Origin of the sequence: Paenibacillus pectinilyticus, assembly GCF_001700435.1 — a bacterium.
GTDB lineage: Bacteria > Bacillota > Bacilli > Paenibacillales > NBRC-103111 > Paenibacillus_E > Paenibacillus_E pectinilyticus.
Window position 1 is genome coordinate 391,140 of the sequence record NZ_LYPC01000014.1, and the last position, 24,005, is coordinate 415,144.

Consider the following 24,005-nt stretch of genomic DNA (forward strand, 5'->3'; position numbering starts at 1 on the left):
TAGGAAAAGTGAATGTGGTGTGTGCATATGGTGTTGGAATGTCGATCTTTTATCTACCAGAGTACGCCCACTACTCTGATAGGGAATTCGCCAAAATTAAGTACAATAAAGGTGTAAGAGAAAGATTAATTGACTAGGGGGCAAACAAAACATGAATCGTAGCAAGAAGTTACTTTCTATCATTTTTGCAAGCAGTATGTTGGTAACCACGGTAGCGTGCTCAACAGATACGAAGGACAAGTCAACAGAAAAGCCAAAGGAATCACCGTCACAGACTGCTGCTGCAAGCAATAGTGATCCAATGGCGCCTTATAAAGAAACGGTTGAATATTCTGTTGTTCGCAGTATTAATCAGGATCCTAAATTCCCTGCAGGTGAAAGCTACGAGAAGAACAGCTACCAAGATTATGTGGAGAAAACGTTGAATGTGAAGGGCAAGCTGTTATGGACAGCACCCTCGGACGGCGATCAATACGCTAAGAAATTATCTTTGGATATTGCAAGTAACAAGATTCCTGACATGTTCTCCCTAGAAGGTCAGAATATCGTAAGCATGTTGAATACGCTTGAACAATGGGATATGATCGAAGATTTGACACCTTATTTTGATAAATATGCTTCGAAAAAAGTAAAAGAGCGCTATGCTGCGAATCCCTATGCTTTCGATACCGTTAAAAACGGTGGGAAAATGATGGCCATCCCATACGGTATGGAAAAAGAACAACCGATGCTCGTTTGGGTTCGTGAAGACTGGCGTAAAAAGTTGAATCTCCCAGAACCGAAGACGATCGATGATATTAGACAATTGTCGAAAGCGTTTACGACCCAGGATCCGGATGGCAATGGTAAAAATGATACATTAGGTTTGGTTGCACAAACGAACAGCATGTACAGCCCTGCTTTTGATTTGCATACCTTAGATGCCATTTACTGGGCGGACAATGCGTTCCCTGGTACATGGATGAAAGACAAAGATGGCAAAGTGAAATATGGCGGTATTCAGCCAGAAGCGAAGCAAGCGCTTGCTACGTTGCGTGATATGTTCAAAGAAGGATCTCTCGACAAGGAATACGGTTTGAAGGATGGCGGTAAAACGACTGAAGACGTGAGTTCTGGTCGTGCAGGCATTGTATTTGAAGCTTGGTATGCGCCGTACTATCCGCTAGGGAACACCATTTATAACAATCCGAACGCGGATTGGAAAGCCTATCCGTTGCTCAGCACAAGCGGCAAATTGAATGTGGGTTCTAACCCGAACCCAGGTGGGTATATGGTTGTGAAAAAAGGCTTTAAGCACCCAGAGCTTGCTATTCAGCTGCTCAATCTTTCAACGGAGTTCCAAGATAAAACGATTCCTGAATTGAATGATACCAATGCGAAATACGAAGCAGCAGGCACAGTCGCTGTTGCAAAACATCCGCAATTTTTGGATTTGGCTGTGAATGATCCTGCACTTATTTATAACCAACAGAAGAAATATAATGATATTCTTGCTGGCAAGGCAGATAAGAGCATCCTAGGACCAACAGAAGTACAGGGTCTAGCTAACATTGAAGCTGAAATGAAAAATCCGCTGGAAAATGTACTGAAAACGAACCCATCCAAAGATGTGTTGAATGCGGCTATTGCCAATCGTGTAGGTTACTTAGCATACAATAATGCGATGAAGGTTGTAACGGACAATGAAAGCAATATCGTCGTGACTCCGAACGTATTTGGCGGTCAAACCGAAACGATGGTTAAATCGTGGACGGATCTTCAAACACTTCAGAAGCAAACGTATCTCAAAATTATTCTAGGCTCCCAGCCATTGGATTCCTTTGATTCATTCGTGACACAGTGGAACTCACAAGGCGGCGATAAAATCACGAAAGAAGTTCAAACCGAAGTTGATAAACGTAACAAATAAGCAGTTAGTGGCATCATGGGGGGCGCAAACACTGGTTTGCGCCCTTTCTAAACAAATGAACGAAGATGAATCGAGGTGTCAACATGAAATTGAAAAACGCTTCAGCAACCTATCATTACCTATTAATGTTGATCCCAGGCATTGCCTTACTTGCTGTATTTAACATTGCTCCATTAGGTGGTATTGTTATGGCGTTTCAGCACTTCAATCCTGGGAAAGGCATGTGGCACTCCCCTTTTGTAGGCTTGGCCAACTTTAAAGTTATGTTCCACAACACAGCAAGTTGGGAAGTATTGCGTAACACGCTTATTATTTCAATTTCCAAAATTGTTGCAGGATTACTTGTACCTGTTGCTTTTGCGCTCTTTTTGAATGAAGTTAAGCTGACATTTTTCAAACGATTTGTTCAAACGATTGTCTATTTGCCCCATTTCTTGTCCTGGGTCATCATCGCAGGGATCATTAAAGATATTCTAGCAGCCAATGGCTTACTGAATGTGCTACTTATGCACTTGGGCGTACAAGATCCAATCCTATTCTTGGGAAGCAATTTCTGGTTCCGTCCTATCCTTGTCCTTTCTGATGTATGGAAAGAGTTCGGCTTTGCTGCGATTGTGTATTTAGCCGCGCTGACGAATATTAATCCATCGCTGTATGAGGCTGCTGACATGGATGGCGCTTCACGGATGCAGAAAATCAAATATATTAGTCTTCCAGGTATTCAAACAACCGTTGTACTTCTTGCAACATTAAGTCTGCAAAGCGTGATGAATGCTGGGTTTGACCAAGTATTTAATTTGTATAATCCCGTGGTTCAACCAACAGGAGATATTATCGATACGTATGTCTATCGGGTGAGCTTCGAACAAGTCAACTATGAAATTGGTACCGCGGTTGGGCTATTCAAATCGGTAATTAGCTTATTCCTTATCGTTACGGCTTATAAATTAGCATCTAAATTTGCGGGATATCGCATCTTTTAGAGGGAGGGACATCCAATGACTGCCTCAATAAGAAAGAAACATACGACATTTGACTATGTGGTCATACTGGGCATGCTGATCATTATGCTGCTGTCCATCTCACCTTTACTTCATACACTCTCGGTTTCCTTGAGTTCTTCGGCCAAAGCCGAGGGAGGACTGGTCTCCCTATTTCCAAGAGATATGACGATCCATTCCTATATCAGTATTCTGAAGGATAAGCAGTTTTTTAAATCAGCCTGGATTTCCATCCAGCGCGTTGTATATACAACCGGGTTAAGCTTCATTATTACCTTATTGCTTGCGTTCCCGCTTTCCCGAACTTCGAAGCAGTTTGCACTGCGAAATCCATTCATGTGGCTGCTCATTTTATGTATGTTATTTAACGGGGGACTCGTTCCTTTCTATATGGTGGTCAATAAGCTTGGCTTATTCGATAGTATGGGTGCACTCGTTCTTCCTTCTATCGTTAACGTATTTAATACGATTCTCGTGATCAACTTCTTTCGCAGTATTCCGAAAGAGCTGGAAGAATCGGCGGATATGGATGGAGCAAATCCTTGGCAGCTCCTGTTCAAAATTTTATTGCCCTTGTCGATGCCGGTACTAGCAACGGTTTCCTTATTCACCATCGTCACAACATGGAATGAGTATTTAAATGGGCTCCTATTCATTCATGATCCGAGCCGGATGCCATTACAGACCTATTTACAATCTATTTTCATTCAAATTGATCCGAGCCGGATGTCTAGCCAAGAAATGATTGAAGCCAGCCTTGTGTCCAATAAAACATTAAACGCAGCTAAAATTGTGGTTTCGTTAGTTCCAATTATTGCGATCTATCCCTTCATGCAAAGATACTTTATTCACGGTATTATGATGGGATCTGTGAAAGAGTAGGTTTGGAACTTGTGAATAAGAGCGGCTGTGTTTGTAAAAAGACATTCTACAAGGTTTAAATGGTAAGCTTTCTTTAGCAAAAAGGAACATAAGTTACTATTGGAGCTTTATACGGAAAAAAGGCCGACTTTCACGGCCTTTTTTTCTTTTGGCATGAAGAGTTACTGGGAATCGGAATGGGTAGTTAAGTTGCTTAACCTCAAAAAATCGGCGTCCACGAATAAAACTTTGAAAACCCCCATCTATACTTTTAATGAATACAAAGCTACGAATCGTCTACAGCTATACAAAAAGACAATTTCACAGGATATTGTAAACCGAGCTATAGTGAATTTACGCAACATAGGTTGCGAGAGTTGAGCTCATTTACAGCATAGAAAGGAGAACAATATGGAACAAAAACTTGCACGCTCCGTTTCTGTTATTGGTACGAGTACGCTTCCTCAGAGGTACTTTGATGATCCTATGTATGAAGGCCTTTCCATTTATGAACTTTGGGCTTGCGCCTGTCATCAGGCTATGGAGGACGCAGGTGTCAAACCTCGCGATGTTGATAAAATCGTATATTCGCAGATGGCCAATTACGTAACTGCTGGAAATGTGCTGGCTATGGTCGGTACCCTAGAAGAGTGGATCGGTATGGCTGGAAAGCCTATTATACACATTGAACAGGCTTGTGCAAGCGGCTACATTGCTTTTATGGAGGCATGCAACGCTGTGGCTTCGGGCAAATGTGACATTGTTTTGTGTGCGGGGATTGAAACTCCAAAACACTTCAATGCAAGAAATCAACCAGCACATATGTTGCGTTCGATTGCAGAATATGATGAATGGTGGTCGCCAGGTCGAGCGTTGTTTGATACAACGTATTACCGCTTTGATGGCGTTAGCGATAATTTGCTTACCGATGAGCAAGGCAGATATTACATGAAGAATTATGGGATTTCCGAGGAAACGCTGGATGACACCTATAACGCTATGGCGGTCAATTTACGCCGTAATGCTTCGCGGAATCCTCGAGCCGCTGAGAGACGTGAATTTACAGATATCGCCAAAGAGCTTGGATATGACGATGTTTTAGAATACATGAGATCAGAGGAACACAATCGCAAGATCACTCGCTTTATTCGTAAAAGAGGCAGTGTTCTCCACAATGTAGCTGCTGGAGCGATCGTTGTTTGTGCGACGGATATCGCCAAGAAATTTAGCCAGAAGCCGATTGAGGTTATTGACTATGCGAGCTCGTCGAATACACAGAGATTCCCTTACTGTTTCCACCAAATGAATGTCGATGTTCGTGATGCCCTCTATACAGATGATGTGGATCCGAATGAGTTGGATTTAATGATTACGACTGTTATGACCTCTGGTGAGCAATTGGATAGCGCTGAAGTGTTTGGTTATCTGCCCGAAGGAAAGGGTTACCAGTATGAATTGGACGGTAGAACCTGTTTCGATGGGGACAAGCCGATTAACCCACATGGTGGCGATCTTAGCTTTGGACATGCATTCGCTGTTTCTGGGATTAATATGATTAGCGAAGCTATTCTCCAAATGCGCGGCGAGGCCGGAGACTGTCAGGTTAATAAGGATGTACGCAAGTGCTTGGTGCGCGGTATGGGGGGCGGTCACACGACTGTTGGTATTCTCCTTGAGGATAAGGGGTAAGAAGGAGGGATTAGATATGTTTAAACTACGGCCAATCTTGAAGACCTATTATGATGCACTAGAGGAAAATAAGGTTCTGGGCATGAAGTGCGAAGAGTGTGGAGATGTTGTATGGCGTCCCCTGCCCACCTGCCAGAAGTGCGGCAGCACGGACCTAGAATGGTTTGATATGGGCGATGAAGCGATGATGGATGAGATCATCTATGAAAATAGCAACTTGGTAGGCGATTATACCTTCACCAAAGCGAATCAGTATTTCGTAAATAAGGAACCATACTGCATAGCGATTGGACATTTTAAAGACGGAAACCAGTTTCATGCTGCCCTGTATGGTGTAAACGAAGAGAATGTAAATGAATTGATCAGCAAGCTGCCTTTTTCGGCCAAAGTAGAGTTTATTGAGATGGATGGCGGCTTTAAATCTGTTGGATTCAGGATCAAAGAATAAGCGTAGAGTGACTAGGGCTTGGATGCTTTCCTACTTCCAAGCCCCCTATATGATCTTACCCGGGACTAGCTAGTTTAGTTGTTCGGTTCATTGAAACTCATTAATTCAGAAACAAATATCGGAATGATTGGATTTGTGTGGTCTCTTTTAAATGCCAATACGAAATCCAAGTTATTATCAATTCCTTCTATGCTTAACACCTTTATGTCATAGGTTTCATCAGGTCTATTAATGTTGTTTGCAGAATGCAGAAAGGTGATGCCTTTACCTGAACCAACTAAAAGCAATGCTTTTTCAGCATCATCAACGTAATAGGAAGCATTTGGCGAAAAGCCATTTTTCATACAAAGGCTGGTAGCGTAATCTACGGTAAATGGAGAGATCTTGCGTTCAAGCATGATAAAATCTTCATTGGCCAATTCCTTCATATCAATCGAATCGTACTTCGATAATCGATGATTGCGAGGAACTGCAATTTGCAATTCATTCGCTTGGAGTTTGATACACGCTATATTTGGAATATTAGCAACACACGAATTTAATGCAAAAACCACATCGCATTTGTTAATTAAAAGATGGTGTCTTAGTTCGGGAGGGCTCCCTCCTGAAAGCGAAAAGTCAATGCGCGGATGCTTTTTGGCTACTGACTTCAGCGTATGATGCATGAGCTTAGTATCAAGAAATCCTTGATATCCTATACTTAGCAAGCCGATTATGCTGCCATCATCATCATCTTCCTTCCGCACGATCTCCCGAATATTATCGCATTTTCTTATGATTTCCGTTGCTTCAGGTAAAAAGCGTACACCATACTTAGTCAAACTTAGTGAGTGTCTGCCGCGTACGAAAAGTTGTACGCCTAGCTCTTCTTCCAGGTCTAATATTTGTCGGCTTAAAGTTGGTTGTGTAATAAATAGGTGCGCTGATGCTTTCGTAAAACTCAAATATTCTGCGATCACTATAAAATATCTCAAACTGAGCAAATTCATGCGTTATCCCCTCTTCATTTGAAAAACAATCATTGGATACTTCAATTATATCTAATTTTCGAATGTTATCTAGCGTCGGACCCGATTGGAAATAATATGGATAGAATCTGTAACAATTTAGCATCTTAGTAAAACTGCTGTTTAAATTATTGGAGTTTTATTGGTTCATCAATTATTAGATGAAGGGGAGTAATGTTAAATGAACAAATTCATGGGTCGGCCCGATTTGAAACCAACACTTCCAACGGATACTACATCAGGTTTGAATAAAATAGTCATGACGACTGCGAATTATGGAAATCAACAAATGATCATGGAAAAGGATGTTCCCATTACAATGCGGGATGGGATTACAATTTACGTTAATGTATTTCGTCCAGATAAGCCTGGGAAGTTTCCTGCGGTAATGAGTTTGGATCCCTATAATAAAGATGGACTACCCCCCTATGAGATTTTTCGTACAGTATGGCCGACGTTAGGAAGTATCGTCACATCGCAGTTTACGCCATTTGAGTCACCTGATCCCGGTTTTTGGGTGCCAAACGACTATGTTATGGTCAAAATCGCTACACGAGGGAGTTCAAATTCAGAAGGTGAACTCTATCCTTGGACGAAAGATGAGACCCAAGATTATTATGAAATCATTGAATGGGCCGGCGTCCAAGATTGGTGCGACGGTAATGTGGGATTAAATGGCGTGTCGTATTTGGCCATGACCCAATGGCGGGTGGCCGCTTTGAATCCGCCTCATCTGAAGGCGATAATCCCCTGGGAAGGTACTTCGGATCTGTACCGCGAATGGTACTTTCACGGCGGCATACCGGAAACAGCTTTCACATCATCATTCCAGGAGTTATTAAAAGGCCGGTGGCCAAATAATAAAATAGAAGATATGATTGCTGCGCAAAACGAGCACCCATTACTCGATGATTATTGGGAGGAAAGAAAGGTTACTTTGTCCGATATCAAGGTGCCCATGTTTGTATGCGCAAGCTGGTCGACCCAAGGCTTGCATTGTCGTGGTACGTTCGAAGGTTTCAATGAGGCATCATCCAAAGATAAGTGGCTGTTGGTCCATGGCCGTAAAGAGTGGGAAACCTATTATTTGCGTGAATCGCTGGAACAGCAGAAAGAGTTTTTCGATTATTTCCTGAAAGGCATTGAGAATGATTGGATGGAAACACCGCGGGTACGTTACGAGGTCAGAGAAAAATTCTATAAGGGGCATATTCGCACCGCGAATGAATGGCCGCTAGCCCATACAACCTATGCTGAATATTACTTGAATGGCGAAGAAATGTCCCTGCAACCACTTGCTGTTCAGAATGAAACCAGACTTACCTATAATGCCGAGCCTGGGCAGATAGATAATAGTGATGTGAGGTTTAAATTTACTGCTAACGAAGACATCGAGCTTACTGGAAATATGAAGCTTAAGCTCTGGGTTTCTGCCGACGATGCGGATGATATGGATCTATTTATCGGCATTAAGAAGTTCGACAGACACGATAATGAAGTGTTGCTTCCAGGCTTTAACCATATTGAAAACGGCCAGGTGGCCCAAGGATGGCTGAGGGTTTCCCATAGAGAGTTGGATACGGAGAAATCCACGCCATATCAGCCGGTACTTAAGCACAAGAGATTATTGAAGCTTGATCAAGGTGAGATTGTGCCAGTGGAAATTGAAATATTACCTTCAAGTATCCTCTTGAAAAGTGGAGAAAGCTTGGTGCTGGTCATAAAAGGCAGCGAGGTCATTGACGAAAAAACCTCTGTTGGTGGTTCAAGAGGCTATGGGCACAAGGAAACGGTGAACAAAGGAACTCACTCTATTTATGTCGGCGGGAAGTATGATTCACTCCTCTTGCTTCCGATTGTTAAAAATAATTAATAGTACGTAAAGAGGAACTCTTCCTAACGAAAGGCCATTTCCGCTTTTAAGTGGAATGGTCTTTTCGTATAATAGTGAGACCTCTTATACCTACAAAGGAGTGCTGCTTCCATGCAAAAAAAGTATTTATGGCTGAACTCCTTGCGGACAAAGCTTTTCTCTGGGTTGTTATTCACGATAGTTCCTCTGATCATCGTTCTGTTGGTTATTAATCACTACTCGGCCCAAGTGGTTCGTAATCAAGTGGCTCAGTCCAATAAAAACTTAATGAGCTTGTATATGGGTCAGATTGACCGAAGTTTGCAGGAAGTGGACAATTATTTGATCAATTTATCACAAACTAACCTAGATTTGCTTGATTTCGATACGGATAAACTTGCAAATGAAAATAACTATACGAAAGCGAAGCTTCGGTTATTTCAATTGATTAAGGATGATGTCAGCTATTACAAGGGAATCGATTCTTTTTTTATATATTCGGGTCGAAATAAAGAGCTGCTTATGACGCAAGGTTTTGGAAATGGGTTTGGGGAGCGCGAGCAGGTTGCAAATGAAATTAATCGGATGCTGCAGGATCGTTCGGTGACTCCAAATGTGTATCGATGGTATACGTGGCAATCGGAAGGAAATCATTATTTATACCACGTTATTAAATCCGGAAATGTATATGTTGGGGCATGGGTTGATGCAAAGAAGCTTATGATTCCTCTTCAACTCATTAATCTCGGATCAAACGGTGCTGCGCTTTTAACCTCGGATCAACTAGCGCCCATGAGTCATGAGGATTTAATCACTCAAAAAGGTATTCGATTAGCCCTAACCCCAAAAACGTACACGATATCTGGCACGAAAGAGGATTATTTAGTTATGGGGGAACCGTCACAGAAAGGAAACTTTTACTTATTCACATTAATCCCCGAGGTAGTTGCATTGGAGAACTTACCTTACCTTCAACGTATTTCTTCCATTGTATCGATTGGTGCTATCGTTTTTTTGCTATTGTTCGTTATTTACATGCGAAAAGTGTTTTTACTTCCGATCAATCGAATCATTTTAGCTATGAGAAAATTAGGGGAAGGTCGTTGGAATTCGCAAATCGAGCATTACCCGACATCGACCGAGTTTGGTATCATGAATGAAACCTATAACCGAATGATAACTGAGATTCAATATCTGAAAATTAATGTTTATGAAGAGAAATTAATGCATCAGCATGCTGAACTTAAACAGCTACAGTTACAAATCAATCCTCACTTTTTTCTGAATTCGCTGAATATCATCTACAACTTAGCAACGGTCAAGGATTTTAAATTAATACATGAGATGACCAAATGTCTTGTTACTTACTTTCGGTTTATGTTCCGCAGTAATTCCTACGTGGTCACACTCAAGGAGGAGCTGCTCCACACTCAAAATTATCTGCGGATTCAAGAACTGCGATTTCCAGGAGTTTTAACGTATCAAATCGAAGCACCTGATGCCGTTCTTTCATTACAGATTCCTCCTCTGGTTATTCAGACGATGGTGGAGAATACCATTAAACATGCTGTTAATTTGGATGAACGGATTCAAATCGATATCCGAGTGCATACGGACGAAGATGAACAACAGGAGTGGGTTGTTATTCATATCGAGGATACAGGTCCAGGCTTTCCGGAGCCAATTCTTGAATTATTGAAGGGGAATATGGATTTGGCAAGTGAAGAAGGAGAGCACATTGGTATCTGGAACGTCAAACGCAGACTACACTTGTTGTATGCCAATAAAGCGACTATTGATTTTTATAATGAAACTGATAAAGGCGCGTGTGTGCGAATCCGTATTCCGGCAGATACGCCACTAACAGGAGGTGTGTAAAATGATTCATGTGTTAATCGTCGACGACGAAGTACACGCTGTGAGGGGATTACAGGCCGGCGTTGAATGGGACAAGCTTAATATCTCTACCGTTTATACAGCACACAGTATGAAGCAGGCGCAGGAGATTTATGCAAACAACCCGGTTCATGTGATGATCTGTGATATTGAAATGCCGCATGGCTCCGGCATAGATTTACTGGGCTGGGTAAGAGAACATTACTCTAGCACAGAGACGATATTTTTAACGTGTCACTCGGATTTTTCGTATGCGAAGCGAGCGATCCAGTTGGACAGCTTCGAGTACTTATTGAAGCCTGTGGATTACGAGGAACTTGAAGATGTGATTCTGAAGGTTATGGTCAAAATAAAAAAAGACAAGGAGCTTCTTTCTTTCGAAGAAACTTATAAGCATTACTACCAGCTATGGGAATCTCATCAGCCATTGATGAAAGAACGTTTTTGGCAGGATTTGATCCAACAATCGATTCCTTCTACCCCGGAGAAAATATCGGAGTATTTACAAAAGTATCAGTTATTGTCTATGGATACCATGCGCTTTGTACTGATATTGATTCGTGTTAGGCGTTGGTATAAGAATCTAAATCAGCGAGATGAGCGAATTATGGAATATGCTTTGAAGAATGCTGCGGAAGAGAAGATTACACGAAATAATCCGCATACAGCGATCATCTCTCCGGATAATGGAAGTTTACTCATCATGGTTCCCTACGAGCGCCAACATCACATGCAGGAGCTTCGGCGAGTAAGCGAAGAATACATTCAATCGTGTAATCAATACTTTTACTGTGATCTGTGCTGTTACATCAGTGAACCGGCCTCTCTTCATGAAGTCGTACCCATGCTGAAAAGGCTGAACGATTTGGACAGAAATAATGTCTCTGTGTTTAATGAAACCATTTTGCTCTGGAATATGAAAAAATCGGAGTCCGTGGTTGAGCTTCCGTCACTGAATGATTGGGCAGAGTGGATGAAGCAAGGGTCTAAGGATAGGATATTAACGGAAGTTAAGTTATTATTCCAGTCGTTAAGAGAGAGCAAAGAAGGGATAAACGCGCCGTATTTGCACAGCTTCTATCAGAATTTTCTCCAAATGCTTTTCTTTGTTCTTCAGATAAAGGGATTACCTGCGAATAAGGTGTTTGCAGCTAATCTACTCACGGAAAAGCCTGAATTAGTATTGCGATCGATAACAGCATTGGAAGACTGGGTGCAATACGTAATCGAAGTGGCTATGAACCAGATCCATTCAACAGAAGGGAGCATGTCAGTTGTAGAAAAGGTGAAACAATACGTTACGGCTCATATCTCTGTATCGGAATTGTCAAGGGAAGTTATCGCTGCGCACGTATTTTTAAACCCTGATTATTTGACAAGGGTGTTCAAAAAGGAAACGGGCATATCCATTTCCGACTATTTGCAGCAGCAGCGGATTCAGTATGCCAAAAATTTGCTTGTGAGTTCGGATAAATCCGTTTTAGATGTAGCGCTATTAGCGGGTTATTCGAATGTTTCTTACTTTTCAACGCACTTCAAAAAAGCTGTCAATATGAATCCCAATGAATATAGAAAGCAGTTTGATAAAAAATAGAAAGACTCCACCAACAAGTGTAACTAGTGTGGAGTCTTTTTTTTGGATAATGTCGGAAAAACTAAAGTATAAAGTCGTATTCGTGGAGAGAAGCCTGGTTAAACTTCTTCTATACTAAAGCTATCAAGAGAAGGAGTTGACATAGGGATGGACACCAAAGCAGAAGTTTTATACGAAAGCGCAAAGGCTATAAGTAAGCCAGGTACACTGCGTAAGTCAGTGAAAACGTTTAAACGCTACCGCGCGCTATTTCTAATGATCTTGCCGGGCATGCTTTATTTGATCATTAACAATTATCTCCCAATGTTCGGGGTCATCATCGCATTTAAAAATATCAATTACCGCAAGGGGATATTGGGAAGTGATTGGGCAGGTCTCAAAAATTTCGAATATTTGTTTAAAACGTCGGATGCCTGGGTCATTACTCGAAATACGGTGTTATACAATGGTTTTTTCATTGTCATCAATCTGGCGTTGGCTGTCGCAGTCGCCATTATGCTTAATGAAGTGAGAAACCGCTTTATGTCCCGTTTCTACCAGAGTGTTATTCTATTACCTTATCTAATCTCTATGGTTATTGTCGGATATTTGGCGCTTGCCATGTTGAATGTGGAGAATGGATTCATTAATCATCATATTTTACCGCTGTTTGGCGTAGATCCCATCTCATGGTATTCGGAATCGAAGTACTGGCCTTTTATTCTAACACTAATTAATATTTGGAAAAATGTGGGCTACTTATGCATTATTTTCTTAGCGGCCATCGTCGGAATCGATCACGAGTATTATGAAGCAGCTACGTTGGACGGTGCGAACAAATGGCAGCAAATTCGCACGATTACACTGCCGCTCTTAGCCCCGGCAATTACTATCATGGCCTTGTTGAGCATCGGTCGTATCTTTTATTCAGATTTCGGTTTGTTCTATCAGGTACCGCTTAATTCTGGTCCGTTACAGTCAACAACGGATGTTATCGATACCTACGTATACCGTGGGCTAATGACGCTTGGGGACATAGGAATGTCTTCAGCCGCGGGATTATACCAGTCTGTCGTGGGATTCATACTCGTTCTTATATCTAACTTTATCATTCGCCGCAAAAGCCCGGATCAAGCTTTATTCTAAAAGAACTGAGGGTGTTTTTATGAAATCGAATCACATGAATCAATATGTGGTCAATCTGATTTTTATTCTTTTGGCTTTGGCCTGCATCTTTCCGTTTGCTCTGCTTATTATGGGTTCTTTCACAGATCAGAAAGCCATTATCCATGACGGATATTCGCTCTTTCCAAGTGCGTTAAGTTTGGATGCATACAGATTTATGATGGCAAGCTCAGGAACATTGTTCCGGGCGTACGGAATAACCGTATTTATCACCATTGTCGGAACAGCAGCAGGTCTCGCAATCGCGACAATGCTTGCTTATCCTTTGTCACGCAGTGATATGCCGCTTCGCAAAGTGTTGTCGTTTCTTGTATTTTTCACAATGCTTTTTAACGGCGGACTTGTCTCGACCTATCTGATTTACACCGAAGTTTTTCATATTAAAAATACGATCTGGGCACTCATTATTCCTGGATTGCTCACGAATGGATTTTATATTTTGCTGATCCGTACATTTTTCAGCACATCGATTCCTCCAGCAATCATTGAATCCGCTTATATTGACGGTGCTTCCGAATTTAAAATCTTTTACAGGATTGTGCTGCCGCTTTCTTTACCGATCTTGGCTACAATTGGACTGATGCTGGGCATTTCGTATTGGAACGACTGGTTTAATGGGTTAATTTACGTGACCGACAGTAAGCTCTTCAGTATTCAAAATATGCTGAACCGAATGCTGAGCGATCTTCAATTCCTTCAGCAGAGCAGCATGAACAATGCTTCACAAGCTGCTACGAATGTCCCAACCGACTCAGTTCGTTTAGCAATAGCCGTTATAGGTATCATACCAATCTTCTGTGCATACCCTTTCTTTCAGAAATTTTTTGTTAAAGGTCTCACGCTTGGTGCTGTAAAAGGATAAGGCATGTGGCTATTCTTGAATCTTTGGATTCGATTAGTATAGATTAGACATCATATTTGCATAATTAGGGGGATAACAAGCTATGGAAAAGAAATGGAAAAAGTTAAGCGGAGTACTTAGTATTGTGCTAGTATCGACGACTCTTCTGTCTGCTTGTGGGAGCAGTGGTAGCGATGATGGCAAGAAGACAGCAGCAGCGACAGACAGTAACAAGCCGGCCAATTCCAAGCCTTATGCGCTGACAATGGCGTATCTACAGTTGAACGATATGCCTGATACCGATCAGGTGGCAGACGCCATCAGCAAAATTACGAAAGAAAAAATCAATGCGACCGTTAAACTAGTGCCCATCAACGCTTCCGCTTGGGCACAGCAAACGAATCTCATGTTGGCAGGAAATGAGAAGCTTGATCTGATGGTTTCTTCCTCCGTCTTTAACTATGGTAGCCAAGTCGCTAAAGGGCAATTGGAGCCATTAGATGATTTACTGAAGAAATATGGAAAAGGTATTGTTGATACAGTTGGGATGGACGTGATCAATGGCACCAAAATCGATGGTAAGCCATATGCAGTTCCGAGCATGAAGGATCTTGCCGCCGATTATGGATTGATTATGCGGAAGGATCTAGTTGACAAATACAAGATTGATCTGAGCAAAATCAAAACTTGGGCAGATTTGGAACCCGTTTTCCAAACGATTAAAGATAACGAGCCAGGAATGGCACCATTGGTTCAGCAAACGAACAGCAATTTGCCTGGAACCAATATGTACAATGGTATTGTGGATACGTTAGGAGACAGGCTGGGTGTACTTGCCGATCCGGGGAACAGCACCAAAATCGTGAACCTGTTCGAAACGAAGGAGTTTACAGATGCTATTGCCTTAGCTCGTAAATGGTATCAAGCAGGTTATATTATGAAGGATATTGCAACTTCGCAAGAAACGGGCGCTAGTTTGGTGAAAGCAGGTAAGGCTTTCTCTTACACATCGAACATGAAGCCTGGCTTTGAGGCACAGGAATCGAATTTGACGGGGAAAGAAATGGTTGCTGTTCGTTTGACAAAACCGTTGAAGACGACAAGTTATCTTACATCCTTTATGATGTCGATCACCAAAAATAGTGAAGATCCTGAAAGAGCAATGCAATTCATGAATCTCATGTACACGGATAAGGACATTGCCAACTTAATCTCACTAGGTATCGAAGGCAAGCACTATGTGAAAAAGTCAGATAACATTATTACGCTTCCGAGCGGGGTCACAAAAAGCGGTTACCAATTTAACCAGTGGGAACTCGGCAACAACTTCCTTACCTACATATGGGAAGGCACGGATCCAAAAACTTGGGAATTGATGAAGAAACATAATGATAGTGCGGTTGCATCGAAAGCAGTTGGCTTTACATTTAACGTAGAACCTGTGAAAACAGAAATCGCTGCCGCAACTAACGTCATCAATCAATATAGAGTTGGACTGGAAAGTGGTACGTTGGATCCTGCTTTGACTGCAGAATTCAATACGAAGCTTAAAAGTGCTGGCCTTGATAAGATTCTTACTGAGAAACAAAAGCAATTTGATACTTGGTCCAAAGCTGCAGGCAAATAAGAGTAATCTTGAGCCGTACCCTACAATAAAGTAGCGTACGGTTCATTAATTCTTTAACTTCTTGTGGTTGAGCAGGGCAACATAAAAATTCGGAGGTGCAAGATGTTGAAAATAAAGAATGCTCCATTCCAAAATCCTAATCTAACTATCGAAACACGTATTGAGGACTTGATGTCAAGAATGACACTCGAACAGAAAATAGCCCAACTAGGCGGTGTGATGTCCATTGGAGGGACTTTGGATCATCTGGAAGATCAACTTACAAATGGCATAGGTGAAGTAGCTGTGCTAGTCGGCGGAAAGTCGGTGGCAGAAAATGCGAGTTTAGTCGAAAAAATTCAAAAGTATCTAGTAGAAGAAACAGATTTAGGAATACCAGCCCTTATTCATGCCGAAGCGTTATCAGGGGGTATTTTCGCAGAAGCAACGAACTATCCGATCGCCATTGGACTCGGTGCTACTTGGGATCCGGAAAAAGTGCAGCTGATGGGCGACGTTATTCGCAAGCAGATGACATCAATTGGAATTCGGCAAGCGCTTTCTCCGGTTATGGATGTTGCACGCGACCTTCGGTGGGGTCGAATTGGAGAAACGTACGGAGAAGATCCAACTTTGATTTCTAGTTTAAGTGTTGCTTTTGTTAAGGGCATCCAGGGCGATGATTTAAAAGAAGGTGTTGCCGCGACTGCGAAGCATTTCCTTGGATATAGTATGTCCGAAGGCGCGCTTAATATGGCAAGTCAACATATAACGCGTAGAGAAATACGTGAAGTACATGCCAAACCATTTGAAGCTACGATTCGCATGGCTGATCTTGCTTCCGTGATGAACTCGTATGGTTCCCTTGATGGTGAGCCTATTATTTCTTCCAAAGAGATTCTAACCGATTTATTGCGAGGCGAAATGGGTTTTACGGGGCTCACGGTTTCTGACTATATGGCGATCGGAAGATTGGAAGAATCGTTTCATACCGCTGAGGATATCACAGATGCAGGTATACAAGCCCTGCAAGCGGGGATGGATGTAGAGTTACCTAGGGTAAAGTACTATGGCTCTTCTCTGTGCGAAGCTGTTAAGCAAAATCGCTTGCCAATTTCAGATGTAGATCAATCGGTACGAAGGATGTTGGAATTGAAGTTCCGCCTAGGTTTATTTGAGAAACCGTATCCAGATTATGAAGCTATCCAAGCAAGCTACCACCAACCGGAAGATAATGATTTATCAGCTAAACTTGCTAATGAATCTATCGTCTTATTAAAAAATGAGAACCAGATGCTGCCTCTTTCCAAAGAAATTAAAAAGGTGGCGGTCATCGGGCCAAATGGTGATTTGTATCGGAGTAATTATGGGGCGTATACGTTCCCTGCAATGGTGGAAATGGGTATGAATATGATGGCGAATAACGATACTAGCGGGATGGCTGGTGTTGATTTAGCCGAAACGAACATTAATGGCGGTTCAATGAAAAGACCATCACTTGAACCGATGCTAGTAGGCATGTATCCGATGTCCTCAACAGTGAAGAAAGCGATAGAAGCTAAGATTCCTGCTGCTAAGGTCACTTATACCCAAGGTTGCGGTATCATGGATGAAGATCGTTCAGGCTTTGAGGAAGCCATTCAGCAAGCTGCGGAAGCGGAACTAGTCATCATGGTGATGGGGGCTAAAAGTGGTTGGGGACAAGGTTGTTCCATTGGTGAAGGGATTGATAGTTCAGATATTGGCCTTCCTGGTGTGCAAGAAGAGCTAATCAAAGCGGTTTATGCGACCCAAACGCCTATGATTGTTGTTCATATGAGTCCGCGTCCACTTTGCAGTGCTTGGGTTACGGAAAACATTCCAGCACTCATCGAAGCTTGGCACCCGGGGCAGAGCGGTTCACAAGCCATTGCTAACGTTCTATTTGGTGATTATAACCCAGGTGGTAAACTTCCATTTACAAGTATTCGCAGCGCAGGTCAAGGATCATCTTACTATAGCTACCAAAAAGGCAGCGGTTATGCTAGCAGAGGCTTTGCGATGATGAACAACCAAGATGGATATGTAAATGAATCAGGTAAACCTCTATTTAACTTTGGACACGGCTTGTCCTATACGGATTTCTGCTATTCAGATTTTACAACTTCTTCCAAACAAGTGGCGGGTAACGGATACGTTGAAATCTCTTGCAAGGTTACAAATGTCGGTAAGCACTCAGGTGACGAGGTCGTACAGCTTTATTTCACAGACAAGCTTGCATCAATGGTACGTCCGAACAAGGAGCTTGCTGGCTTTAAGCGAATTTCCCTGCAGCCTGGGGAAAGCAAGAATATTACGTTCACTTTACAAATGAGCCAACTCGCATTTCTTGATAAGAAGATGAATTGGATCGTTGAAGCAGGTGAGATTGAAGTGATGATCGGTTCCGCTTCCGATGATATTCGTTTACATGGTCAATTCACCATTGTTGATGGGATTACATTAGCGAGTAGTAATCGAGCGTTTTTCGCCGAGTCGGTAGTCGTATAGAACTTTAATAGCAGGATGAAAAATAAAGAAGAGCAGTCGATTTGAAAACAAATCGTACTGCTTTTTACTATGTTTAGCGAGAGTTTAACGAACATTCAAACGAAGATATTACATAAAAGAGACGGAGTGAGTACATTTTTCTGGATGGACTTATGCGATATAGTAATCGTACTAATTTGCTATAAGAGGTGTATCATATTGATTTTACATGCCAAAGAAACAGTGGAAATCAGGATTGACGCTCAGGAACATCAGGGAATTGGGTTAGCTTTGCAAGATTTAATCCGTGATATGAGCCATGTTATGAACATTCAGGCCGATTGCCGAAAGTACCTTTCGGATGTAGAGGGCTTTTCCATTCTAGTAGGAAGTTTAAGCAACTCTGCTTTTTCAGATTTTTTAAAGAAGAAAGGGATAGATTTCAGCGATATCGATGGGAAAACGGAGCACTACTTCGTCAAGAGTTTAGTGGAAAAAGGGCATCAACATCTCGTTATTGCTGGCAGTGATACTAGAGGAGCGATCTATGGGATTTACGAATTTAGTCGAGTCGTACTCGGGGTAAATCCCTTGTATCTGTGGACAGGCCAAACACCTGAACGCAAGGAAAGCCTTGATTTGGGCAAGATTTCGTTGACGGATGGACCTGCAACGTTCCGTTATCGAGGCTGGTTCATCAATGATGAGGATCTATTACTGGGTTGGACGGGGAAATTTGATAAGGATTTTCAAAATAATGCTTTCACCAAGCATGCGGGTTATTGGAATGCTTTGGAACCGATTATGGAGACTGCACTTCGACTCAAACAGAATCTTTTGATCCCTTGCTCCTTATTGGATATCCTCGATCCATCTGATGAAGATTTGGTTAGGCGGGTGTCGGAGCGTGGACTCCTTATTTCCCAGCATCACATTGAGCCTTTAGGCGTATTCCCCAAAAGGGTCCGACGCTATTGGCAAGAACGGGGAGATGCCCAGCCTCTATCCTATACGAAGAATCCTGAAAAATATGAGGAAGTCTGGCGGCTTTATGCAAGTCGTTGGGCACGGTATGACAATGTGGTGTGGCAACTTGGCCTTCGTGGCATGGGCGACAAGCCCGTGTGGGCAGATGATCCTTATGCACCGGAAACAGCGAGTGGAAGAGGTCAGTTAATCGCTGGTGCGATTGCCAAGCAACATGAGATTATTGCCGAAGCACTAGGGCACAATGACTTTGCCTCTACAGCCACATTGTGGATGGAAGGTATGGAGCTTCTGAAGGGAGGATATTTATCTTTTCCGAAAGAAACGATCATTATCCATGCGGATTTCGGCCCGACTCAGATGCTGGGTGAGAGCTTCTATGAAGTGAAACGGGAACCGGATAGGCAGTATGGCATTTATTATCATGTTGCTTTCTGGAGCTGCGGACCTCATCAGGTTCAAGGGACTTCACCGCAGAAAATTTATTACAATCTACAAGCAGCTGTTCAACAAGGAAATACAGACTACCTTGTTGTCAATGTAACGAACCTTAGGGAAATGCTGCTTGGAACTCAATACACGTCTGTTTTAGGTTGGGATTTTGGGAATTACCAACCAGAGGCGTTTTGGCAAGATTGGTCTGTCGAACATTACGGTCAGCAAGGTGGAGGGGCAGCTGCGCTCGCTTATCAAGCTTATTTCAACGCATTCCACGCCTTGGATAACCGGGGATACGCGGGTCGCATGCTCCTGATGGACGGCATGTGCCGCAGACTGACAATCAAGCTGGTGGCCATCCTGAATGGTCAACCGTTTACCAAAGATGAGATCCAGAACAAAACCCTATTGGCTTTCGACGAAGCTGAGGATTTCATAAGCTATTATAAAAATGCCACTGGGGAAGCTCTTCCGAAGTGGGACCATGCTTTGAACTTGGCTCATCAAGCTTTGCAGGGATTAAATCATGAGCACAGAGAGTTCTTTACTTCCAACCTGTTGGTACAGCTATCACTCATCCGCGCGCTATATCGGAGCGTTCATTATCTATCTGTTGCGGCGGAGATTGTATATACCGGAGCTACAAATGAAAAGAACCAGGTGCGTGGTCGCATCTTGGAGGCTGTAGCAGAGCTTCAGCAGGCATCTATTATCCGTATGCATGCGGAGAAAGGGAAGTGGAAAGGTTGGTACGAAGGTGATGTATTGCTAAACCTTCCTGACCTCATTCACAAGGTGAGAGAATGTGCAGGGAATTAACAACAAGCTCGGAATTTCAATTGCAAGTAGACCAGAATGCTGTCATTGTTGAACATTTTTTAGATTACCACTATGCTCATTTTTCCTACTCAGGCACATCTACACTAACTGTCACAGCCAGCCAACCAATCACAAGTTATGATATAAGCCCACATAGCATGGAGATCGCCGGGGTAGTAAGTGGGAATCAACTGACTTTTACGATCGACAGCAACTCGGCCAAACCATCCTATTTGATCATACAGATCAATGACTTGGAGAAGCTGGTTGTTCTGGGTGACCCAATGGAAACCAACGCTCCCCCATCTTCGGGGACAGGTATTTATAATATCAGCCATGCGCCTTATCAGGCAGACGACACGTGGACCAGCGATGTGACCCATCTTATACAGATAGCTATTGATGATGCATCTGCTGCAGGTGGAGGAATCGTTTATGTTCCAGTTGGTGTGTACAAAGTAAAGGATATTCTCTATATGAAGAGCAATGTCACCTTGTATATTCAGGGCGGGGCCGTGATCAAGTCAAATCCGGACAGAACCCTTTATGATTTTACGAAGAGTAGGGAAGGTAAAATATTTATTGATCCGATGATCAAGATCGACCATGCACCTCATGCCAAAATAATAGGACGAGGCACGCTGGACGCCAGCGGCATCGCGATTATGGATAAGGATCGTACATCATCGACCTATCTCGGATACAGAAGAAACGTTATCGTAGGTAACCATTCCGATCATGTAACGATAGAGGGTATCATCATCAAGGACTCCACAACGTGGACGATTAACGGTATCCAAGGTGGTGAAGGATTTACAGTTAGACATGTTAAGATTATTAATCACAAAAATGCCGACCAATATAAAATCATGAATGATGGAATCGATTTATGTGGAACTAGGAACGCAATAGCGGAAAAGAACTTTGTCATGACCGTGGATGATGCTCTGTGTGCAAAATCAACGATAACGGACTATGCCATGTATCATATTCGTTTCAAACACAATATTGTATTCTCGTCCTGTGCGGGTCTCAAAGCGGGTTTGCAATCCCACAGCCCCATGTATGATGTCTGGTTTGAAGATAACGACGTCGTTCAGGCACGACGAGGAATTGTGGTAGAAGCAACTTCAGGGAATCAACCCATGAGTGATATCCATTTTGTAAATACGAGGGTGGAAAACTACGTGTTTACTTCCATGGGGAAAAGTATTCCTGTAGAAATAGAAGCGGGTACAGCACCCGTAAAGAATGTTTATATTGATAGCGCTTATTTCGAAAAACAGGCTTTTAACCCCATACATATGTATGGCTCAAGTGATACGAATGATGTGACAAATGTTACATTTAACAATCTGAACTTGTGTGGAGATGTCATTTCGAATAGCTTGGACACACGAATCATTGTGGGCAGCAAGGCATCAGATCTAACGGTGAAGGGACACATGCGATGAGAAGAATGGGAATTGGCTTGCAGTTGTTTACTGTGAGAGAGGACTTATCGAAAGATTTTACCGGTACACTTCGCCGGGTTGCTGAACTGGGCTATGAAGGGGTGGAATTTGCAGGTTACGGTGGTATGTCTGCGGAAGCGTTGAAGGATCTGCTGCAAGAATTGAATTTAAAAGCAATCGGTGCTCATGTTAGCCTTGCCAAAATGAAAGCTGATTTGAACAAAGAAATCGAATATTTGCTTGCAATTGATGCTCCCTATCTCATTTGTCCGCATATTGCTGCTGAGGATCGTCAAACACCTGAAGCATGGCAAAGCCTGTTCGCTTATTTGGCCGAAGCAGGCAGGCATATGAAGGAGAAAGGCCTTCAATTCGCTTATCATAACCATGCATTTGAATTTGAGATGAAAATAAATGATCAATATGTATTTGACGCGCTGTATGCATCTGCTAGTCCAGAGACGCTGCAAGTAGAACTGGATGCAGGTTGGGTTCAATTCGCAGGGCTGGATGCACTGCAATACATTGCGAATTATGCAGGCCGCCTTCCGTTGCTGCATCTGAAAGATTTTAAAGGGGAAGTGAACGGACAAATCAATACAGTTGAGTTGGGTAAAGGGGAAATCGATCTGCCCTCTGTCATCCAAGCGGGCTCTGACGCTGGTGTTTCATGGATGATCGTTGAGCAGGATCGATGTTCGAACCCGCCACTCGAAAGTGTTGCTACCAGCTACAACTGGCTGAAACAAAACTATTTATCCAAATTTCAAACTGAATACCAACACAAAAAGGAGTCGAATCTGACATGAGAAAAATCAAAGTAGCGATTGTGGGCTGCGGGTCCATTTCCAAGAAGAGACATATTCCAGAATATGCAGCGAATCCAAACGTTGAATTGGTAGGTTTTTGCGATCTTATTCTGGGGAGAGCCGAAGGCTATGCGCAAGAGCACGGCGGTAGAGCCTACACTAGTTATGAAGAAATGCTGAAGGCAGAGAAGCCGGATGCGGTTAGTGTATGTACGCCGAACGTGTTGCACGCTCCCTATGCAATTGCAGCAGCAAATGCAGGCGCTCATGTGCTTGTGGAGAAGCCGATGGCAACGAACGAAGAGGATGCTTTGGCGATGATCGAAGCGGCAAGAAAGAACGGTGTGTTCTTAATGGTGGGTCAAAACCAACGACTGATGCCGCCTCACTTAAAGGCGAAAGAAATTTTGCAATCAGGTAAAATGGGGAAAGTTCTTTCCTTCCGAACGTCCTTCGGTCATGGGGGACCTGAAGGTTGGAGTATTGATGGTCGAGACAGCTGGTTCTTCCGCAAAGAAGATGCCATCATGGGCGCGATGGGCGACCTCGGCGTACACAAATCAGATTTAATCCGTTGGATGCTCGACGACGAAGTAGCAGAAGTTGCTGCTTTCGTGAGCACGCTGCATAAAGCAGGAACCGATGTGGACGATAACGCGACCTGCGTTTTGCGTATGAAGAGCGGAATCATCGGCACGTTGGTTGCCAGCTGGACGTATTATAAAGGCGGCGATAATAGCACCATCTTGTGGTGTGAGAATGGCGCTATGCATATCGGAACGCATCCGGTTGATCAAGTGATTGTGCAGCTTCGTGACGGTACTGTTGAGAAGTATCAAGTCGGCGCGATGGCAACGAATGAGAAGCAAGTATCTAGCGGCATCATGGACGCTTTCGTGGAAAGCATTATTACGAATACACCACCGAGCATCTCCGGGGAAGAAGGTCTGAAATCGCTGGCAGTTATTTTAGCTGCGTTCGAATCACAGGATTCGAAAAAGGTTGTTTCTTTGTCCTAATATTTACATCAGAGCCACGCATATATGGCGGGCTCTTTTTTTTTACAGGGCGTACGATCAACGAATTTTGTGCATAAAAGAAACGATATATTTCCATTTTTAT

Annotated in this window: 17 protein-coding genes; 16 read left to right on the plus strand and 1 reads right to left on the minus strand. The window is 42.9% G+C overall.

Annotation, left to right across the window (positions count from 1 at the left end):
• Positions 1–151: 151 nt before the first annotated feature.
• From A8709_RS09160 to A8709_RS09185, 5 genes are all read left to right on the plus strand, one after another.
• On the plus strand, positions 152–1,909 hold the full coding sequence (locus tag A8709_RS09160) for a type 2 periplasmic-binding domain-containing protein (RefSeq protein ID WP_065852056.1): 1,758 nt from the start codon (positions 152–154) through the stop codon (positions 1,907–1,909).
• An 83-nt stretch (positions 1,910–1,992) separates the two neighbouring features.
• Positions 1,993–2,892 (plus strand): ABC transporter permease, encoded by a 900-nt coding sequence (locus A8709_RS09165; RefSeq protein ID WP_065852057.1) that lies wholly within the window; start codon positions 1,993–1,995, stop codon positions 2,890–2,892.
• A gap of 15 nt (positions 2,893–2,907) precedes the next feature.
• Positions 2,908–3,792 (plus strand): carbohydrate ABC transporter permease, encoded by an 885-nt coding sequence (locus A8709_RS09170; protein WP_065852058.1) that lies wholly within the window; start codon positions 2,908–2,910, stop codon positions 3,790–3,792.
• Between the two features lie 390 nt (positions 3,793–4,182).
• Positions 4,183–5,460 carry a thiolase family protein gene (locus tag A8709_RS09180; protein ID WP_065852060.1) on the plus strand — a complete coding sequence of 426 codons (1,278 nt, stop codon included), beginning with the start codon at positions 4,183–4,185 and terminating at the stop codon, positions 5,458–5,460.
• Positions 5,461–5,476: 16 nt separating this feature from the next.
• Entirely contained in the window at positions 5,477–5,908 is a 432-nt protein-coding gene (locus tag A8709_RS09185; protein ID WP_065852061.1) for a Zn-ribbon domain-containing OB-fold protein, read from the plus strand.
• 74 nt (positions 5,909–5,982) lie between these two features.
• Here A8709_RS09185 and A8709_RS09190 read toward each other — a convergent pair whose 3' ends face one another.
• Positions 5,983–6,897, minus strand: a complete 915-nt coding sequence (locus A8709_RS09190) for a LysR family transcriptional regulator (protein WP_065852062.1) — start codon at positions 6,895–6,897, stop codon at positions 5,983–5,985.
• 199 nt (positions 6,898–7,096) lie between these two features.
• Here A8709_RS09190 and A8709_RS09195 point away from each other — a divergent pair, with 199 nt between their 5' ends.
• From A8709_RS09195 to A8709_RS09245, 11 genes are all read left to right on the plus strand, one after another.
• Positions 7,097–8,788, plus strand: coding sequence for a CocE/NonD family hydrolase (locus tag A8709_RS09195; RefSeq protein ID WP_065852063.1), 1,692 nt, complete (start codon positions 7,097–7,099; stop codon positions 8,786–8,788).
• Positions 8,789–8,899: 111 nt separating this feature from the next.
• Entirely contained in the window at positions 8,900–10,645 is a 1,746-nt protein-coding gene (locus A8709_RS09200; RefSeq protein ID WP_065852064.1) for a sensor histidine kinase, read from the plus strand.
• Position 10,646: 1 nt separating this feature from the next.
• The gene (locus A8709_RS09205) at positions 10,647–12,257 is read left to right on the plus strand and encodes a response regulator transcription factor (RefSeq protein WP_065852065.1); all 1,611 of its coding nucleotides are present in this window, start codon (positions 10,647–10,649) and stop codon (positions 12,255–12,257) included.
• Positions 12,258–12,404: 147 nt separating this feature from the next.
• Entirely contained in the window at positions 12,405–13,382 is a 978-nt protein-coding gene (locus tag A8709_RS09210; RefSeq protein ID WP_065852066.1) for an ABC transporter permease, read from the plus strand.
• Between the two features lie 19 nt (positions 13,383–13,401).
• On the plus strand, positions 13,402–14,283 hold the full coding sequence (locus A8709_RS09215; RefSeq protein ID WP_141692470.1) for a carbohydrate ABC transporter permease: 882 nt from the start codon (positions 13,402–13,404) through the stop codon (positions 14,281–14,283).
• A gap of 82 nt (positions 14,284–14,365) precedes the next feature.
• A complete protein-coding gene (locus A8709_RS09220; RefSeq protein WP_065852067.1) occupies positions 14,366–15,889 on the plus strand; it encodes an ABC transporter substrate-binding protein in 1,524 nt (507 codons plus the stop codon).
• A 102-nt stretch (positions 15,890–15,991) separates the two neighbouring features.
• On the plus strand, positions 15,992–18,397 hold the full coding sequence (locus tag A8709_RS09225; RefSeq protein ID WP_065852068.1) for a glycoside hydrolase family 3 N-terminal domain-containing protein: 2,406 nt from the start codon (positions 15,992–15,994) through the stop codon (positions 18,395–18,397).
• Positions 18,398–18,595: 198 nt separating this feature from the next.
• Entirely contained in the window at positions 18,596–20,620 is a 2,025-nt protein-coding gene (locus A8709_RS09230; RefSeq protein WP_065852069.1) for a glycosyl hydrolase 115 family protein, read from the plus strand.
• Entirely contained in the window at positions 20,605–22,074 is a 1,470-nt protein-coding gene (locus A8709_RS09235; protein WP_065852070.1) for a glycoside hydrolase family protein, read from the plus strand. Before A8709_RS09230 ends, A8709_RS09235 begins: the two co-directional genes overlap by 16 nt.
• Entirely contained in the window at positions 22,071–22,883 is an 813-nt protein-coding gene (locus A8709_RS09240; protein ID WP_065852071.1) for a sugar phosphate isomerase/epimerase family protein, read from the plus strand. The genes A8709_RS09235 and A8709_RS09240 overlap by 4 nt, the downstream gene beginning before the upstream one ends.
• Positions 22,880–23,902 (plus strand): Gfo/Idh/MocA family protein, encoded by a 1,023-nt coding sequence (locus tag A8709_RS09245; protein ID WP_065852072.1) that lies wholly within the window; start codon positions 22,880–22,882, stop codon positions 23,900–23,902. Before A8709_RS09240 ends, A8709_RS09245 begins: the two co-directional genes overlap by 4 nt.
• Positions 23,903–24,005: the final 103 nt, after the last annotated feature.

Coding starts and splice junctions, on each gene's coding strand:
- A8709_RS09160 (WP_065852056.1), top strand. CDS start 152: ATGAATCGTAGCAAGAAGTTACTTTCTATCATTTTTGCAAGCAGTATG.
- A8709_RS09165 (WP_065852057.1), top strand. CDS start 1,993: ATGAAATTGAAAAACGCTTCAGCAACCTATCATTACCTATTAATGTTG.
- A8709_RS09170 (WP_065852058.1), top strand. CDS start 2,908: ATGACTGCCTCAATAAGAAAGAAACATACGACATTTGACTATGTGGTC.
- A8709_RS09180 (WP_065852060.1), top strand. CDS start 4,183: ATGGAACAAAAACTTGCACGCTCCGTTTCTGTTATTGGTACGAGTACG.
- A8709_RS09185 (WP_065852061.1), top strand. CDS start 5,477: ATGTTTAAACTACGGCCAATCTTGAAGACCTATTATGATGCACTAGAG.
- A8709_RS09190 (WP_065852062.1), bottom strand. CDS start 6,897: ATGAATTTGCTCAGTTTGAGATATTTTATAGTGATCGCAGAATATTTG.
- A8709_RS09195 (WP_065852063.1), top strand. CDS start 7,097: ATGAACAAATTCATGGGTCGGCCCGATTTGAAACCAACACTTCCAACG.
- A8709_RS09200 (WP_065852064.1), top strand. CDS start 8,900: ATGCAAAAAAAGTATTTATGGCTGAACTCCTTGCGGACAAAGCTTTTC.
- A8709_RS09205 (WP_065852065.1), top strand. CDS start 10,647: ATGATTCATGTGTTAATCGTCGACGACGAAGTACACGCTGTGAGGGGA.
- A8709_RS09210 (WP_065852066.1), top strand. CDS start 12,405: ATGGACACCAAAGCAGAAGTTTTATACGAAAGCGCAAAGGCTATAAGT.
- A8709_RS09215 (WP_141692470.1), top strand. CDS start 13,402: ATGAAATCGAATCACATGAATCAATATGTGGTCAATCTGATTTTTATT.
- A8709_RS09220 (WP_065852067.1), top strand. CDS start 14,366: ATGGAAAAGAAATGGAAAAAGTTAAGCGGAGTACTTAGTATTGTGCTA.
- A8709_RS09225 (WP_065852068.1), top strand. CDS start 15,992: ATGTTGAAAATAAAGAATGCTCCATTCCAAAATCCTAATCTAACTATC.
- A8709_RS09235 (WP_065852070.1), top strand. CDS start 20,605: ATGTGCAGGGAATTAACAACAAGCTCGGAATTTCAATTGCAAGTAGAC.
- A8709_RS09240 (WP_065852071.1), top strand. CDS start 22,071: ATGAGAAGAATGGGAATTGGCTTGCAGTTGTTTACTGTGAGAGAGGAC.
- A8709_RS09245 (WP_065852072.1), top strand. CDS start 22,880: ATGAGAAAAATCAAAGTAGCGATTGTGGGCTGCGGGTCCATTTCCAAG.